This window comes from Desulfosporosinus sp. BICA1-9 (genome assembly GCF_000802135.1).
The window spans coordinates 42,567-59,379 of the sequence record NZ_JUEE01000026.1; the positions used below are offsets into that span (position 1 = coordinate 42,567).

The 16,813-nt window shown below is 44.3% G+C and carries 16 protein-coding genes; 11 read left to right on the plus strand and 5 right to left on the minus strand.

Annotated elements, in window-relative coordinates:
- The first annotated feature begins 22 nt into the window (after nt 1-22).
- The 6 genes from purF (at nt 23) to JL57_RS03100 (ending at nt 6,747) form a co-directional block, all read left to right on the plus strand.
- Nucleotides 23-1,438: an amidophosphoribosyltransferase gene (gene purF / locus JL57_RS03075; RefSeq protein WP_034140590.1), complete on the plus strand. Its 1,416-nt coding sequence runs from the start codon at nt 23-25 to the stop codon at nt 1,436-1,438.
- Between the two features lie 76 nt (nt 1,439-1,514).
- Nucleotides 1,515-2,528, plus strand: coding sequence for a phosphoribosylformylglycinamidine cyclo-ligase (gene purM / locus JL57_RS03080; RefSeq protein WP_034140591.1), 1,014 nt, complete (start codon nt 1,515-1,517; stop codon nt 2,526-2,528).
- The gene (gene purN / locus JL57_RS03085) at nt 2,525-3,136 is read left to right on the plus strand and encodes a phosphoribosylglycinamide formyltransferase (protein WP_034140592.1); all 612 of its coding nucleotides are present in this window, start codon (nt 2,525-2,527) and stop codon (nt 3,134-3,136) included. Before purM ends, purN begins: the two co-directional genes overlap by 4 nt.
- A gap of 2 nt (nt 3,137-3,138) precedes the next feature.
- Complete coding sequence (gene purH, locus JL57_RS03090) at nt 3,139-4,677, plus strand: bifunctional phosphoribosylaminoimidazolecarboxamide formyltransferase/IMP cyclohydrolase (protein WP_034140593.1); 1,539 nt, start codon at nt 3,139-3,141, stop codon at nt 4,675-4,677.
- Between the two features lie 26 nt (nt 4,678-4,703).
- On the plus strand, nt 4,704-5,975 hold the full coding sequence (gene purD / locus JL57_RS03095) for a phosphoribosylamine--glycine ligase (RefSeq protein WP_034140594.1): 1,272 nt from the start codon (nt 4,704-4,706) through the stop codon (nt 5,973-5,975).
- A 226-nt stretch (nt 5,976-6,201) separates the two neighbouring features.
- Entirely contained in the window at nt 6,202-6,747 is a 546-nt protein-coding gene (locus JL57_RS03100) for a manganese catalase family protein (RefSeq protein WP_034140595.1), read from the plus strand.
- Nucleotides 6,748-6,796: 49 nt separating this feature from the next.
- On the opposite strand, the gene JL57_RS03105 is transcribed toward JL57_RS03100, so the two are convergent.
- Entirely contained in the window at nt 6,797-7,111 is a 315-nt protein-coding gene (locus JL57_RS03105; RefSeq protein WP_034140596.1) for a CC/Se motif family (seleno)protein, read from the minus strand.
- Nucleotides 7,112-7,186: 75 nt separating this feature from the next.
- Between JL57_RS03105 and JL57_RS03110 the strand changes: the two genes are divergently transcribed.
- From JL57_RS03110 to JL57_RS03120, 3 genes are all read left to right on the plus strand, one after another.
- Complete coding sequence (locus tag JL57_RS03110; protein WP_034140597.1) at nt 7,187-8,386, plus strand: YafY family protein; 1,200 nt, start codon at nt 7,187-7,189, stop codon at nt 8,384-8,386.
- Nucleotides 8,373-9,338 carry a YafY family protein gene (locus JL57_RS03115; RefSeq protein ID WP_034140598.1) on the plus strand — a complete coding sequence of 322 codons (966 nt, stop codon included), beginning with the start codon at nt 8,373-8,375 and terminating at the stop codon, nt 9,336-9,338. Before JL57_RS03110 ends, JL57_RS03115 begins: the two co-directional genes overlap by 14 nt.
- Before the next feature lie 441 nt (nt 9,339-9,779).
- Entirely contained in the window at nt 9,780-10,709 is a 930-nt protein-coding gene (locus JL57_RS03120) for a 3'-5' exoribonuclease YhaM family protein (protein ID WP_034140599.1), read from the plus strand.
- Nucleotides 10,710-10,718: 9 nt separating this feature from the next.
- Here the strand turns inward: JL57_RS03120 and JL57_RS03125 are convergent, their stop codons facing one another.
- Entirely contained in the window at nt 10,719-11,420 is a 702-nt protein-coding gene (locus JL57_RS03125) for a hypothetical protein (RefSeq protein ID WP_034140600.1), read from the minus strand.
- Between the two features lie 398 nt (nt 11,421-11,818).
- On the opposite strand from JL57_RS03125, the gene JL57_RS03130 reads away from it, so the two are divergent.
- On the plus strand, nt 11,819-12,250 hold the full coding sequence (locus JL57_RS03130) for a metal-dependent transcriptional regulator (protein WP_034140601.1): 432 nt from the start codon (nt 11,819-11,821) through the stop codon (nt 12,248-12,250).
- 13 nt (nt 12,251-12,263) lie between these two features.
- Here JL57_RS03130 and JL57_RS03135 read toward each other — a convergent pair whose 3' ends face one another.
- The 3 genes from JL57_RS03135 to JL57_RS03145 are packed head-to-tail and all read right to left on the minus strand — an operon-like array spanning nt 12,264 to nt 14,703.
- Nucleotides 12,264-13,664, minus strand: coding sequence for a nucleoside recognition domain-containing protein (locus JL57_RS03135; protein ID WP_034140602.1), 1,401 nt, complete (start codon nt 13,662-13,664; stop codon nt 12,264-12,266).
- Nucleotides 13,652-14,440: a FeoB small GTPase domain-containing protein gene (locus JL57_RS03140; protein ID WP_034140603.1), complete on the minus strand. Its 789-nt coding sequence runs from the start codon at nt 14,438-14,440 to the stop codon at nt 13,652-13,654. Before JL57_RS03140 ends, JL57_RS03135 begins: the two co-directional genes overlap by 13 nt.
- Complete coding sequence (locus tag JL57_RS03145) at nt 14,437-14,703, minus strand: FeoA family protein (protein ID WP_034140604.1); 267 nt, start codon at nt 14,701-14,703, stop codon at nt 14,437-14,439. Before JL57_RS03145 ends, JL57_RS03140 begins: the two co-directional genes overlap by 4 nt.
- Before the next feature lie 256 nt (nt 14,704-14,959).
- Between JL57_RS03145 and JL57_RS03150 the strand changes: the two genes are divergently transcribed.
- The gene (locus JL57_RS03150; protein WP_045691112.1) at nt 14,960-16,807 is read left to right on the plus strand and encodes an ABC transporter ATP-binding protein; all 1,848 of its coding nucleotides are present in this window, start codon (nt 14,960-14,962) and stop codon (nt 16,805-16,807) included.
- Nucleotides 16,808-16,813 lie beyond the last annotated feature (6 nt).

Genomic DNA, 16,813 nt, shown 5'->3' on the forward strand with positions numbered 1-16,813 from the left:
GGGTGGGAGAGGGAGGCCGGGAATGATCGAATTTGGAGAAGATAAACCGAAAGAAGAATGTGGCGTCTTTGGAATTTACGCTCCCGATCAGGAGGTCGCACGTTTAACTTACTACGGGCTGTATGCATTACAACATAGAGGGCAGGAAAGTGCCGGTATCGCTACTTCAGATGGTCGAGGCATCACGCTGCATAAAGGGATGGGTTTAGTGTCAGAAGTGTTTTCTGACAGCGTTGTTGAAGGACTCAAAGGGAAAATGGCAATCGGGCATGTTCGTTATTCCACGACGGGGTCAAGCTTACTCGCTAATGCCCAGCCCTTGGTGGTACACTATCAAAAAGGCATGATGGCCTTGGCCCATAATGGAAATTTGACGAATGCCTTGGAACTACGGGAAGAACTGGGGAAAAACGGTGCAGTTTTCCAAACAACGATTGATAGCGAAGTCATCATTAACCTTATCACTCGCTACCGCCGAGATTCCTTAGAAGATGCCCTGGTCAAGACCATGATGGATCTACGAGGAGCGTATGCCTTGGTTATCCTTGCCGAGGATAAGCTGTTTGGAATGCGGGATCCCCATGGTGTTCGTCCGTTATGTATTGGTCTAATGGGTGACCGCTATTGTCTTGCCTCAGAAAGTTGTGCGCTAGATACTGTTGGAGCAGAGTTTGTGAGGGATGTCGAACCTGGCGAAATTGTTGTTATCGATGATGACGGATTGCACTCGCGTCAAGGGCTTACCAAAACTGCGCAAACGTCTTGTGCCTTCGAATACATCTATTTTGCTCGACCAGATAGCACGATGGATCAGTTAAATGTTTCTGAGAGCAGACGTCAGATGGGCATTGAATTGGCCCGCGAATGTCCGGTTGATGCAGATCTGGTAATCGCAGTCCCAGATTCAGGAACTGCTTCTGCTCTTGGATATGCCACGGCTTTGGGGATTCCCTTTGGTGAAGGACTTATTAAGAACCGTTACGTCGGACGCACCTTTATTCAACCGACTCAGGCTATGAGAGAAGTTGGGGTTCGCTTGAAACTTAACGCTAATACGAGCGTTCTTAAAGATAAGCGTGTAGTTATGATTGATGATTCCATCGTTCGAGGAACTACGAGTTCCAAGCTAGTGGAAATGGTCAAGAATGCAGGGGCAAAGGAAGTGCATTTCTTAATCAGTTCTCCACCCGTAGCCTACCCGTGCTATTACGGAATAGATACAGCAGAACGAGAGAAACTTATCGCCAATCAATTAGATATTGAGGGAATTCGTAAGTTTGTAGGGGCAGATTCGTTGCATTATATTTCCGAGGAAGGGCTGCTTCGGGCGCTTGGCACGTCGGACGTTTGTTTGGCTTGTTTTAATGGCGTTTATCCTATTCCACTCTCGAATTTAAACCAAAGTAAGAATAATTTAGAACAGCGGAATTTTTGCTGATGAGTTTTGCGTGATTATAGAGTTAAATCTTATGTAAAGAATATTGACGCATTGAAACTGTAAGGGGGAACAACAGTTGGGATACTCATATCGGGACGCGGGCGTCGACATTCAGGCTGGAAATGAAGTGGTAGAACGCATCAAACCAGCGGTTGCGAGAACACTTCGTCCGGAAGTTCTCGGCGGGCTTGGAGGATTTGGAGGGCTTTTTAAGCTGGATTTAGAAAAATATCCGGATCCAGTCCTGGTTTCTGGAACGGATGGTGTGGGAACGAAGCTTCGCCTTGCTTTTCAGATGAATCGACATGATAGTATTGGGCAAGATGCGGTCGCTATGTGCGTCAATGATATTTTAGTCCAAGGTGCAGAGCCTTTGTTTTTCCTCGATTATCTAGCAGTTGGAAAGGTGGAGCCGAGCCGAGTTGCTGAGGTCGTCGGCGGGGTAGCAAAAGGGTGTGAAATAGCTGGTTGCGCATTGATCGGGGGAGAAACGGCAGAAATGCCTGGTTTCTATGCTGAAGATGAATATGATATTGCCGGATTCTCAGTGGGGGTTGTCAATCGTCAGCAGTTAATTGATGGATCAAAGATTCAAGCGGGAGATGTCCTTATAGGCTTACCCTCAACCGGACTACATAGTAATGGGTATTCCTTGGCCCGAAAAATTATTGAGAAAATCCCCTTGGATGAAGTAATTCCTGAGCTAGGAGAAGCGCTTGGCGAGGCTTTACTTCGTCCGACGAAGATTTATGTTAAGTCCATTCTGCCGCTTCTGGAGGGCGGGGAAATTTTAGGCATGGCTCATATTACAGGGGGAGGGTTAACGGAAAACGTCCCCCGGATCTTGCCAGCGGGTTTAGGAGTTCGGATAGATTTAAACGCCTGGGAGCGTCCAGCGGTCTTTACATTTCTTCAACGCCTTGGAGATGTAGCCTGGCCAGAAATGTATCGAACCTTCAATATGGGGATTGGTTTTGTGCTTGTTGTTAGTCAGGAAGATGAAAATTCCGTCCGTCAAAAACTCACTGATTTAGGCGAGAATAGCTTTGCCATAGGCAGGGTTGTTGAGGGAGAAGGGGTGGAGTATTGAGGACGGCGATACTGGCCTCTGGTCGGGGAAGTAATCTCCAGGCCTTGATTGAGGCCTGTCAGAGTGGCTGTCTCCCCATCAAAATTGTGGCTGTGGGGTCAGATCAACCTGGGACTGGGGCACTGAAGCGATCTGAAGAGGCAGGAATTCTTACTCGTGTTTTCCCAATCAAAAATTACCCCCATCGCCAAGCTCAGGAGGAAGATATCCTGATTTGGATGCGAGAAAACCGAGTGGAGCTATTACTCTTGGCCGGGTATATGCGAGTCTTAAGTCCACAGTTTATTCGTCAAGTTAGTTTTCCAGTCCTGAATATTCACCCTTCCTTGCTTCCAGCCTTCCCGGGGCTTCATGCCCAGTTGCAAGCAGTAGAGTATGGGGTTAAGGTAAGCGGTTGTACAGTACACCTGGTGGATGAAGGCCTGGACAGCGGCCCAATTATTTTACAAGAAGCGGTCCCTGTTTTACCTGAGGACACTGAAGAGAGTTTAGCCCAGAGAATTTTAGAGGTTGAACATCGTCTCTACCCAGAGGCTGTGCGTTTGTTGGTTTTAGGGAAGGTACAGCGTTTCGGACGACGAGTACAGATTTTGCAACAGGAGGGATAAGAATGAAGCGAAGAGCTATTATCAGCGTTTCAGACAAAACGGGAATTGTTGTTTTAGCGCGTGAATTAGTAGATTTAGGCTTTGAATTGATTTCGACCGGAGGAACTTACAAAACCTTGGACGAAGCCAATATTCCAGTAAACTATGTCAGTGAGGTGACTGGATTTCCCGAAGTTTTGGATGGCCGGGTGAAGACCCTTCATCCTTTAATCCATGGCGGAATTTTAGCGCGGGATTGTCGCGAACACATGGAACAAATGGAGCAAAATGGAATCCGCTTTATCGACTTAGTGGTTGTGAATCTTTATCCGTTCCGAGAAACGATTGCCAAGCCAGGGGTGACTTTTGAAGAGGCTATCGAGAATATTGATGTAGGTGGACCGACTATGGTTCGCGCCGCGGCCAAAAACCATGGGCGGGTTATTGTCGTTGTCAATCCAGAGTCCTATGAAGAGGTTATCAGCGTACTTCGTGAGACTGGAACTGTTTCAGCAGGCAGGCGCAGGCGCCTAGCTGCTGAAGCCTTTGCCCATACCGCTGAATATGACCGTCTGATTGCTGGGTACTTAGAGCGTCAACTTGAACCTACTGGAAGCTTCCCAGAAACCCTTCGTTTAACAGCTCAAAAAGTTCAAGAATTACGTTATGGTGAGAACCCTCAGCAGAAAGCTGCGTTCTATGTCAATTCTGAGGCAGGAGAAGGGTCCCTGGCTAACGGAAAACAACTTCAAGGCAAAGAACTTTCCTACAACAATTGGAATGATATGGATGCAGCCTGGAAAATAGTCCATGAGTTTGATACGTGTACAGCGGCGATTATTAAGCACTCTAATCCATGTGGAGTTGCTTCGGGAAAGACCCCTTTAGAGGCCTATGAGAGTGCCTATGCTGCGGATCCTATGTCCGCTTTTGGTGGGATAGTTGCCTTTAACCGAGTGGTTGAAACGACCTGTGCTGAAGCACTTCAAGAGCGTTTTTATGAAGTTATTATTGCGCCTGAATTCAGTCCGGAAGCTCGAGAGATTCTTAGTGCGAAGCAAAATCTTCGCCTCTTCGTAGTCGGACGAGGTGACTCCAATAAAACAAAAATTGGCCTAAAAAGCATTGATGGCGGATACCTTGTTCAAGAGATCGATCGAGGGACAGCATCGGTCACCGAATGGGATTTGGTGACCGACCATAAACCAACCGAAGAGGATCTCCAAGCGCTTGATTTTGCTTGGCGCGTGGTGAAGCATGTCAAGTCAAACGCCATCGTGGTCACAGATCATAGACGAACCCTAGGTGTCGGAGCGGGGCAAATGAATCGGGTGGGTTCTGTCAAGATAGCGCTTGATCAGGCTGGAGATAGCTCTAAAGGGGCTTATTTGGCCTCGGATGCTTTCTTTCCGTTCCCAGATTCTATAGAAGAGGCGGCTAAGGCTGGAATCCGGGCGATTGTCCAACCGGGGGGATCCCTTAAAGATGCTGCAGTGATCGAGGCGGCCAATCGTTTAAACATCATCATGGTTTTTACGCATCGTCGGCATTTTCAGCATTAATATCGATTGGAAGACGAGGTGAGATTATGGGTTACAGCAAACGGGTGTTAATTGTAGGCAACGGAGGACGCGAACATGCTCTGGCTTGGAAATTAGCGCAGAGCCCGGAACTTGAACAGCTATTTGTCGCGCCTGGGAATGCTGGGACTTTGTTATGGAATGTGACAATACCAACTCACGATATTGCGGGCTTAGTCGAATTTGCGCTCCAAGAATCGATTGATTTAACCATAGTCGGGCCGGAAGACCCTTTGAGTTTAGGGATCGTAGATGCCTTTCAGGAAGCCGGTCTAAGGATCTTCGGACCGAATCAGGGGGCAGCACTGTTGGAGGGGAGCAAATCCTTCGCTAAAATTATTATGGAAGAGGCGAAGATCCCCACAGCAGAGTGGCAGGTATTTGAGGATTCGGACCAAGCTAAAAACTATCTCAAAACGATTGGAGCCCCCTGCGTTTTAAAGGCAGATGGTCTTGCTGCGGGTAAGGGGGTCATTGTTGCCCAAGATCTGGAAACTGCTCTCCAGGCAGTTGATGAAATCATGGACGGCGGATTTGGTTCTGCGGGTAAAAAGCTTGTGATTGAGGAATTTTTAGAAGGCCAAGAAGTCAGCTTGCTGTGTTTTTCTGACGGAGTAACTGCGCTGCCGATGGTTCCCGTTCAAGACCACAAACGGGCCTTAGACGGTGATCTCGGGCTTAACACTGGCGGAATGGGAACCTATAGCCCTCCACCGATTTGGTCGCCTGAGCTGGAAGCAAACGTCATGCGCGACCTTGTCGCTCCGACCTTGCGGGTTATGCAAGAACGAGGGACACCCTTTATGGGGGTGCTTTTCCTAGGGCTGATGCTAACCCAGAAGGGGCCTAAACTTCTGGAATACAATGTTCGGTTTGGTGATCCTGAAACCCAAGTCGTGATGAAACGCCTAAAATCGGATCTTTTGCCGATTCTTTGGGCGTGTACAGAACGCCGTTTGTCTGAGGTTCAGTTGGAGTGGAAAGAAGAAGTCGCAGTCTGTGTCGTGATGGCCGCTGAAGGTTACCCTTTAGCATACTCTAAGGGGGTACCTATCCGATTGCCTGAGGTAAGAGAGGATTCAGTGATATTCCATGCTGGGACGGGAATCATTGAGGGACAACTTTTGAGTAGCGGGGGCAGGGTGTTGGGGATAACCTCAGAAGGGAAAACCCTCCAAGAGGCTCGGGAAAAGGCTTATTCTCTGGTGCAACAAATCGAATTTCCCAACGCTCATTTTCGACGAGATATTGGGGTAAAAGGTCTGGAGGATAAAATTTAACAAATTCTTCACATAAAGTTCACGGAACAGAAACATTTAAGCATTATAATCTAAACTATCCAATGATTACCTATTAGTTTATTGGTTACGATAAATCCTTCTTCTTCTCATTTTTTCCCCTCTTCTTGCCCCTACTAGTGATAGTGGGGTTTTTTTCTTGTGTGACCATAGGAGTCCTGTTTCCATATACTGTAGGCAGGATTGAAAAATTGGGGGAGGGATAAAAGTGTTCTATTATAAAAAACGTTTAATATATCCCGTACATGTTGAAGGCCCGGATCCAATCTTGGCTAAAGTTTTGTTCGAAGAATACCAGAGAGAATTAAGATCTTCAATACATTACTTAAACCGTCGATCTAATATATCAAACCGCTATGTTCGGGAACTGCTAGGGCTAATCGCAGCGGAAGAATTAGGGCACATGGAGATAATTTCGGTAGCGATCAATAAATTAGGTGGATCACCGCTGATCAGTGATAATTCTCAAAGTGTTTTTTGGGGAATGAACAATATTGACCAAACTCTGGATTCCATAGCTATGCTACAGCTCGATGTCGAGGCAGAAGCCCGCGCGAGCCAACGCTACCATCGACTTATAGAATTTACGAGTGATCCTCATATGAAGCGGCTGAATAAGTTTTTAGGCAACAGGGAAGAGGTACATAGACGTTTGTTGCAAAAAGCACAGACCTTAATTCATAAAATTGGTTCTACAGATGAGTTCAACGAGTTGATCTATGATTATAAAGTAAGTTTACAGATCTTGGAATAATGATAGAATATGTTCTAATAACATAAAAAGTCGGCCTAAATGGCCGACTTTAATATTTAATAACCCAATCGGTAACGATTAACCCTTCGGAAAAGCCGAGAATTTCAGTATCGATGGTTACTTCAGGCTTGGGAATCAGATTTCGGTCATAATATACCGTGATTCCATTAACATTATACCTGTGAAAGTTTTCTGGCTTTCGAGGGCTTCCTTTGCGTACCTTAGGGGGGGTAGCTAGCGGAATACAACATTGTGTCAAGATCATAAGTTCAATGTAAAATTCATTTTTTTTGGCCTTGTGAAGGAATTCCATAGCTTTTTGTGTAATGTTAATCTTCATACTCGTTTTTAGGCTAGGATCCACGGTGGATTCACCTCCTTCAACATATCTTATTCTAACATTTTTGCTTCAGGTTACAAGGGATGGGGGTAGGTAAGTTTGGATAAGTTGACACGTCAACGAGAGATGGTCAAAGACATTGCTACAGAACCATGGGTAAATACCTACTTTAGCTTGGCAAGGAAATTTGGGGTAAGTCAGGCAACTGTTCAAAGGGATTTTGAAGAAATGAAGGACAACGGTTTTCGATTTAAGCTGGATGGAAGGGGAACACTATATCTGCTCTCGAGTGGTTGGAATGGGATTGTGCCGGTTAAGGCATCAACGCTCCGACAAATGGAGATCTTGCGAATGCTTACATCGACCCCTCAAGGATTGAGCAGCCTGGAAATCTACAAGCGGTTTAATCGACGGGATGAAGAAGAAATCAGTAGTAAAACGGTGGAACGGGCTATGAAAGACTTAGAAAAGAAGAACCTCATTAAGCGCCGTGGGGATGAGTACGTAGTCAGCCTGGAGCAGGTGCTACCACCTATCCAGTTAGCATTGAGGGAAAAGACCCTTCTTTTAGAAGCGTTAAACGTGGCAGGTGCTCTGGCACCTATTTCAGATGAAATGAAATCCCTAAACGCCAAACTTAAACTATGGCTCGGCGAGAACAATTCATCACGAGAAACCATGTTTGTGCACGGGAGAACTCCAACTCAAGATGTACATCGCAGCCAATGTTGTTATGAACTTGAAGAGGCTGCTCGAAGTAAATGTCAAGTTGATATTCTCTATCGCAAAGAGGAAGAAGCAGCACGTTTACTTAGATTAAATCCACTAGGGATTGTTTATTACTGGGTCCTTGATAATTGGTATCTTATTGCTCAGGATGGGCGAGATCAAACGATTAAAACCTATTTAGTGAATCGCATTTTAGATGTCACCCGTTGTAAGGAGGCCTCATTTCCCCCAATCGAAGGATTTAATCTTAAGTCTTGGTATCGAAATGCTTGGGGAGTTTATCGGGATCAAAAACCGGTAGAGGTTGTCATTCGTTTTCATAATCATTTTTCAACCCTTAACCGTGTAAGAGAGGAACTTGCCAGCCGGACAACCTGTACCTTAATCGAGGAGGTCGAAGGTTTGTTAATGAAAGATCAGGTGGAAGGGTTAGATGAACTAGCGGTTTGGTTACGTGGGTTTGGAGCGGGTGCTGAGGTTCTTGAACCTCCCACACTTAGAGAAAAGGTTAGGGAAGAATTCACACGCCTCCTGAAAATGTATGGAGGTGAATCCTTTGGAATCGATTGATCGCATGGGGAAAATCATGGCCTTGCTTGAAGCCCATCCTGAGGGATTAAGCGGACGAACCTTGGCCGATGGATGCGGCGTTCCTTGGGGCACGATGAAACAGGATCTTAGAGTGCTAGCTTCTTCAATAGAAAATACATTACCATTATATACGGATCATGATGAAGGAAATGATAACGATGAGGAGGATCTTTTTCAACCGGAGGTCAAATGGTTTATGGCTGCGGCCGAAAAACGTTACACTCCGGTGCATCTGAATGTTCGTGAGGCGGTAGGGGTCTTAGGAGCACTGGATTTTTTGCAGGAAGAGAATGCTCTCAAAGAGGGGTTAAGACAAAAAATCTTGTCTGGTTTTGATTTAGAAGAGGAAGAGAGTTTTCGCTACATCAAAGGGGGACTTACTCCCTTGGAGCCTATTCAAGGGAATACTTTTCCATTGATAGAGAATGCAATTTTGAAAAATAAGCGAGTGACTATCAAATTTAACGGCCGAGAGATAGCGGTGGATCCTTTGGGTATCGTCTATTATTCGCGTTTAAGGTGTTGGTATTTGGTTGCTCGACACGGGGAGTTGTTTAAGACCTATCATTTAAAGAATGTTCACGAGGTGAACGTAACCAACGAATCGTTTGTTTACCCAGCAGATTTTTCCCTTAAGGATTGGTTCGGGCCACGTTGGGGAATGGAATATGGGGAGTTGGTCCGAGTCAAAGTACGCTTTCTCAATCGTTCGCAAACGATTGCTAAGGTACGTAAAGATGTAGCGCATCGTTCAAGTCAACTAACTACCTTAGAGGATGGATCGATTCTTTTTGAAGATGACATTATCGGGGTCAATGAATTCATTACTTGGGTTTTAGGATTTGGATCTGCGGCCGAAATTCTAGAACCGGTGGAGTTTCGAGAACTTATTCTTAAGCGAGTTCGAGAAACTTTGGGGAATTATAGATAGGGAGAGGAAGTGGGAGGAAGTTTCTTAGCATCCTACGCCGCGAAGTGTTCCTATTGGGATCAGCGGCTTCGGCGATACTCTCCACCGGAGACTATCGTGTTCGCACAACGTTCCATTGCTATTCCCTTGTCGCCCAGGCTAAACCGCAAAACTTCTGGGCTTTCTGCATGTGAACAGTTGCGGTTCTTAACGCCTGATCGACTGCGCTCATTGACGCAATTCCACTAATCGTGCTCTCTCAGCTAAGAAACTTCCTCTAGGCTTGGGTCCACGGGGAGGACGGAATACAAGTCAGGGACATTCTTGCTTCCAGTTGGAAACGATAGGGGATATGTGACACTGTTTGCGATTATAATGCAAATACGATATACACAGAAAAGTCTCGCCACTCTGTTACACTACTTAATATAAGGTTAGTGAGAGAAAGGAAGAGTTTATTATATGCTGAAAGATTGTAAAGCTGGGGAACGGTTTGAGGGAACTGTCCTAGTCAACGAATGGAAAGAAGTTCCCTTTCGTCAAAAACCTGGAGCATATCTCTCCTTGACGTGTCAAGACCGCTCGGGAATGATTCAAGGTAAAATGTGGAACTATGATCCGCAGGTCCTGGGATGGCTAAATGATCAAGACATTTTCCGTGTCAAAGGAGTTGCTTCTGAATACCGAGGTACACTTGATCTTACGATTGAAACAATACGGATGATTCCCCAGGAAGAGGTCGATTTATCCGACCTTTTGCCGAGTTCTCCAGTAACCGCGAAAGAATTGGAACATCGCTTACAGTCCCTTTTAGCTAAGATTACACAACCAGAACTCAAAGCACTACTGGATCAGTTTTTAATCCACCCGGTATGGGGAGCAGCCTATCGGCAAGCCCCTGCCGCCCTGAAAATCCATCAAGCCTATTTGCGCGGGCTTTGGGAACATAGTATTAGAGTGGCTGAGATGGCAGCCGGGATTTCGGTGAATTACCTGAAAATGGACCGGGATTTAGTCATCACGGGTGCACTTTTGCATGACGTTGGTAAGATCGGGGAGTATTCTTACACTCGAGGGATTAAAGTAACAACAGAAGGGCGACTCCTGGGGCACATTATCTTAGGGATCGAACTTCTGAGCGAGGAGATCGCGAGAATCCCGAATTTTCCACGTGAGTTGCGATCCAAGTTACTGCATATCCTTACAAGTCACCATGGTAAATATGAGTGGCAATCCCCAAAAAGGCCCAAGTTGATGGAGGCTTTGGTGATTCACCATGCAGATGTCATGGATGCCGAACTTTTCCATTTTGAACAAGCTAAAGAAAACCACCCTGAGGATGAATGGTCGCCGTATATTCCGAGCATGGAGCGGTGTATTTATTTGAAATAGAGGAGGAAGTTAGGCTTCTATGGCCTTCATCAATTCATAGTCCCAAAAGCGATTGGCGATTAGGCGTAGGCAAAAAGGATGTCGTCCCCAGATCTCTGTGTTGTCGAGAGACAACATGAGGGCATAGGCTTTCTTGCAAGTGGGCAGTAGAGGGTAGTTCTTAGCTATATGCGCAAGGACTGATAGCGTAGCTTCACGTCGCTCAGCGTGGAATAAGTTGTGAATATAGCGGCGACTGTGAGGAGAGAGTCGGAAACGCTTTAAATCAGAGGCTAGTGGAGCAATCTCATCAGATGAAAAGGATACCACCTCTAATTCTGGCAGGTCTGCTAAAAGGTCAGATGTTTGTAAAAATTGTTCAAGGCACTCTTGAATTTCGATCGATGGAAAAGAAAAAATTCCGGGGGTCGAGGCCAAGATTCGAATCCGCAAGAGGTTAGCTTGAATCATTTTCTCGTTCTTTATAAAACGGGGAGACGATTGCGCCATGTACTGGATGAGGGAGGCTATAACTACATTCCCTTCGCAGGCCTGCTGCTCCCAATAGGGTAAAAGGCAAAGTATATCATCAGCAAGAGGTGGACGGGGCTGATCAAAGAGTTGGTATTCAATAATCTTGCTTAAAGATTCTTGAGTTGGATTTGCCAGCAAAATACGACGCAATTGAGGGTGGACTGTTACTGAAGGATATTTATTATCTGAGTGATCCATCGAAGGTGCCTCCTCCGTAGATTAATATCTTAAATCTTTCTGTGGTGTAGTTTATGTTATATGAAGAGTTCTATCCAAAGAATTTGGGTTGTCCTAATAAATAAACAGAATAGTCTAAAAACGAAAGGCTTAATTAAATCTCAAAAAACAGAAGACAACACAAGACAACACTCAAATAAAAAAATGAACAAATACAAACAAATACAAAACCAAATTAAACCATGGACTTAGAGTTAACTAAGCCCATGGTTTAATTTGGTGCCAATTAGAATAAGGGATTAATGCGACTGAACTCGGGTTGAAAATCTGAATAGTTGAGAATAGTTGGAAAGTCCGGATACGCTCTCGCATATGTATAAATTGAAATTGTACCAAATGTGTTAAGTTAAGGAGTAGCGATGACGACTCTCACACCTAGTTTGGAAGATTATTTAGAAGAACTTTATCGTTTTTCCCTATGTACTGATACTGTGAGGGTAACTGATCTCAGTGTCAAACTAGGTGTTTCTATGCCCTCCGTAACTAAAGCCTTGCACAAACTAAAAAATGGTCAGTATATTTCGTATGAACGCTATGGTGAAATTACTCTTACTGAAAAAGGGAACATTATAGGGGACTTTTTAGTTAAACGCAACCAGTTATTAAAGGAATTTCTTATCCTGATTAAAACTAATTGTGATATTGAAGCAGAAGCTGAGGCGATGGAGCATTATCTTTCTCAAGCTACCATTCGCTCAATCCAAGCCATTGTCACGTTCCTAAATAATAATCCCGAATGGTATAAGGTTTTACTGGAATACATTGTGTCCTCCAGTAAAACCGATGTGTGAATTTTCTTTAGGGCTAGACTAAGCCTAAAAGTCTAACCACTTGAGTGAGGATAAAACAAACAGAAATTCCTATGATCGTGGGTATTAAGAAAGATAAGAATACCCATTTTTTACTGCCTGTTTCCTTATAAGTTGTCAATAACGTGGTTGCACAAGGCCAATGTAACAAGGAAAACAGCATCACGTTTACTGCCGTTAGCCAGGTCCAGCCGTGATTAACCAGGACATTTCTCAGCTCTTCCAAACTAGCATAATCCTGTAGTGCGCCGGTGGAGAGATAACTCATGATGAGAATAGGTAAGACGATCTCGTTTGCTGGCAGCCCCAGAATAAAAGCCATCAGAATAAACCCATCCAGGCCAATTAAGTGCCCCAGCGGATTTAGAGCTTGAGCTACAGTGGAGAGGATGCTTAGTTCCCCAACACTGACGTTGGCTAGAATCCAGATTACCCCACCGGCGGGAGCGGCTATTATGATTGCACGTCTTAAAACAAATAGGGTGCGATCAATCATGGAACGGTAGATCACTGCTCCGATCTTAGGGCGACGATAGGACGGCAATTCTAAGACCAAGGACGAAGGTTCACCTTTCAAAATGGTCATTGACAGGAGCCAAGATATCGACAAAGTAGCCCCTACACCCAGCAAAATTATGATGGAAAGGACCAAGGCATTGATTAATCCTGAATAGGCTGCAATAGTACCGCCAATAAAAATCGAGGATATAGCTATTAAGGTTGGAAATCTGCCATTGCAAGGGACAAAATTATTGGTTAAGATCGCGATTAAGCGTTCGCGGGGAGAGTCGATAATTCTGCAGGAAGTTACTCCAGCGGCATTACACCCAAACCCCATACACATGGTCAGACTCTGTTTACCACAGGCTCTAGCCTTCTTGAAAATGTGATCTAGGTTAAAGGCAATTCGAGGGAGATAGCCTGAGTCTTCTAAGAGGGTAAATAGGGGAAAGAAGATAGCCATAGGAGGTAACATCACTGCGACAACCCAGGCTAAGGTACGATAAACTCCTAGGACAAGAACTCCATGTACCCAATCCGGTGCCCCGAGCCATTGGAACCAGAGAGTAAGTTGGTCTTGGAAAGCAAAGAGCCCGGTGGCGAGGAAGGCGGAAGGAATATTCGCCCCTTCTATCGTTATCCAAAAGACGCCGATCAATAAGAGTATCATGAGTGGATAACCTAACCACTTGGAGGTTACAAGATTATCAATCGTTTGATCGAAGCTGATTCGTTGGCTCCCTTTCTTAGAAAGCACTTGCTTGGTAATTTGTTCAGCATTGCCATAAATATCGGCAACAATCTGATCGCTGAACGACTTTAGATTAGATTTGCGAACACCTTCAGCTTCACAATAAACCTCACCTAGACTTCTCGAGGGAATCATTGCGCACATTTTGATTCCTCCCAACCCGGATGAAATGAAGTTTGGTGAATATCTAAATAATTGCTTAAACTATTGAGGAAGCTCTGGTCTCCGTCCAACAGCCGTAAAGCAATCCAGCGGGGGGGCAGAGTATGGCTTGCGATGTCTGCTACTAAAGGCAGCAAGTCTTGAAGGGCATTTTCGACTTCTGAGGAATAGATGATTTGACGGGGTTTTGTTTGCAAAGCCCCTGTCGCGACTTGATATATTTTATTGCGAAGTTCTGTAAGACCCTCTCCTTGACGGGCGCTGGCAGCTATGACGGGGACACCTAACTCACGCTCTAAGGAAGGTACGTCGATGACCAAATCCTTCTTGTCAGCCTCATCCATAAGATTCAGACAGACAATGACTTTGGTAGTTATTTCAAAGACTTGAAGAGCCAGGTTGAGATTCCTCTCCAAGCAGGTTGCGTCAAGGACAACCACCGTGACATCTGGATTCGCAAAACAAAGAAAGTCCCTCGCAATTTGTTCCTCAACAGTATGGGCTAATAAGGAATAAGTACCTGGCAAGTCAACAATCAAAAACGACTTTTGCTGATGATAGAAGCTTCCTTGGGCATTATCAACCGTCTTACCCGGCCAATTACCAGTATGTTGATGTAACCCCGTAAGTGCGTTAAAAATCGTGCTCTTTCCAACATTTGGGTTACCGGCCAAAGCAACACTGAATTGGTCCTTAGTAACCGAAATACCAAACTGATCTTGCCAGAGTAGTTTCTTTTTTTCGGCAGACAGAATCATACACATTCCTCTCCATTCGATAACCTTCTCACAAAAATTTGGGCCGTATCTTCTCTTCGCAAGGCAATGAGTGTTTCTCTTACCAGATAAGCGGTCGGATCACCGGAAGGACCTCGTCGGATACATCGGATTAACGTCCCAGGGACGATTCCTAAGTCGAGAATACGGCGCCGTAAAAGTCCGCTTAATTCTAAAGAAACTATTTCACAGACCGAACCCGGAGATAAGTCTGCTAATGGATCGATTCTAACTGCACCCTTCACATTATGTACCCCCTTTTCGTTGCCTTAGCTAACTTATTCTAGTCTGAAGGTTAGCCACGGCTAACTTTTAGTTAAAGTATAGTTTGAATAGATTATGTAGAGGAGTGGCTTTTGCTCCCCAATGAGCTTATACTTCTATAATAAAAAGTTTCCACTAGAAAAAAGAATTGGTAATTTGAAAGAGAAATCGACATTTGAGAGGGTTGAAGAAGGGAAGGCATAACTATGATATAATTAGACTACAGGAGAGGATACTATGAAACAAGGGATCGGCAGGTTGCGATTTGCAGATGACTCGCTAGAAATGCCAAAGGTTACGCGGAAAATGCTCACTAGAATATTTAGCTATTTCATTCCCTATTGGATTCGGATGCTTATTGTGATTGGCACGATCATAGCGGCTTCAATATTGGGGCTTATACCCCCGATATTAATCAAGAATATTATCGACAAAGCATTGCCGGAAAAGGATCTAAAGCTGTTAAGTCTGTTGATAGCCGTTTCCATAGGAGTAACGATACTACTGGGGTTGTTACAGGTTGCTCAGTCTTACTTAAATATCTGGATTTCAAAACATATCATTTATGATATGAAAAATCAGATGTATTCCCACTTGCAGCATATGTCTTTAAATTTCCATGCCTCTGCCAAACCGGGTGAGATCATCACCAGATTAACGAGTGACATTGATGGAATCCAGGATATATTCAACACGACCGTTGTGAATGCCTTAAGTAGTGCCGCAGTACTACTTACCACAAGCATTGTCTTAATATCGATGAACTGGAAACTAGCCATTGTAGGTATGATCATCCTACCAACCTTTATTATCCCCACTAGGAAAGTTGGGAAATTAAAATGGCAGATTGCTACTAAGAGTCAAGAAAGAATTAGTGAGCTTAATCAGTTGATCCAGGAAACCTTGAGCATTAGTGGAGCAATACTCACCAAAATATTTACCAAAGAGCAGGATGAATATCAGAGATTTACTAAAATAAATAAGGAAGTTGTAAGTCTACAAATACGAGAGTCTGTTGTTGGTCGATGGTTTCGAATGACGATCACAACATTTATTGCCATGGGACCTTTGCTAATTTATTTTAGCGGGGGATATTTGTATATTAAAGGTGAAATATCAATCGGAGGTATCATTGCCTTTGTAGCTCTTTTAGGAAGGCTTTATTTGCCCGTTTCACAGCTCTCGAATATTCATATTGATATAACAAGGTCGATGGCCTTATTTCAGCGAATTTTTGAATATTTCGATCAGAAATTAGAAATAGAAGATAAACCAGGTGCCAAAAAACTAGAGGTCATTAAAGGTAAAGTTGAATTTGACAGGGTGTATTTTTCCTATAATCCTGAGGTTAGCGTTCTAGAAGATATTAGTTTTTCGGTAAACCCAGGTACGATGGTGGCCTTAGTGGGTTCCAGTGGAGCGGGAAAAACCACCATCACGAATTTAATCCCCAGATTATATGAAGTCATCAAAGGAAGTATCAAAATTGATGGCAGGAATATTCGCGAGGTAACCTTGGATTCGCTTAGAAATCAGATAGGAATCGTTATGCAAGAACCGTATCTTTTCAATGATACCATAGAAGCAAATTTAAGATATGCCAAACTCGACGCCACAGAGGAAGAACTAATCTCAGCCTGTAAAGCAGCCTATATTCATGATTTCATTATGACATTGCCGGATCACTATAAGACCGTGGTCGGAAATAGAGGAATAAAGCTCTCGGGCGGGGAAAAACAAAGAGTATCGATTGCCAGGGTAATTTTAAAAAATCCAAGGATTATTATTCTCGATGAAGCGACCTCCTCGTTAGATTCTGTTTCTGAGCTGTATATTCAAAAGGCTATGGTCCCCTTGCTAAAAGACAGAACTAGTTTCGTGATTGCTCATAGATTGTCTACGGTGCTTGCATCCGATCAGATTCTTGTAATCGAGAATGGAACGATTGCAGAAAGCGGAAATCATGAAGAATTAATCAAGCAAGACGGTCTTTATAGGCGGATTTATAATACTCAATTCATAATACAGACAAATCTAGATCAGGTGAGTGAGTATAGAAAGGAGTCACAATCCTCAAGAAGTTAATAGTTA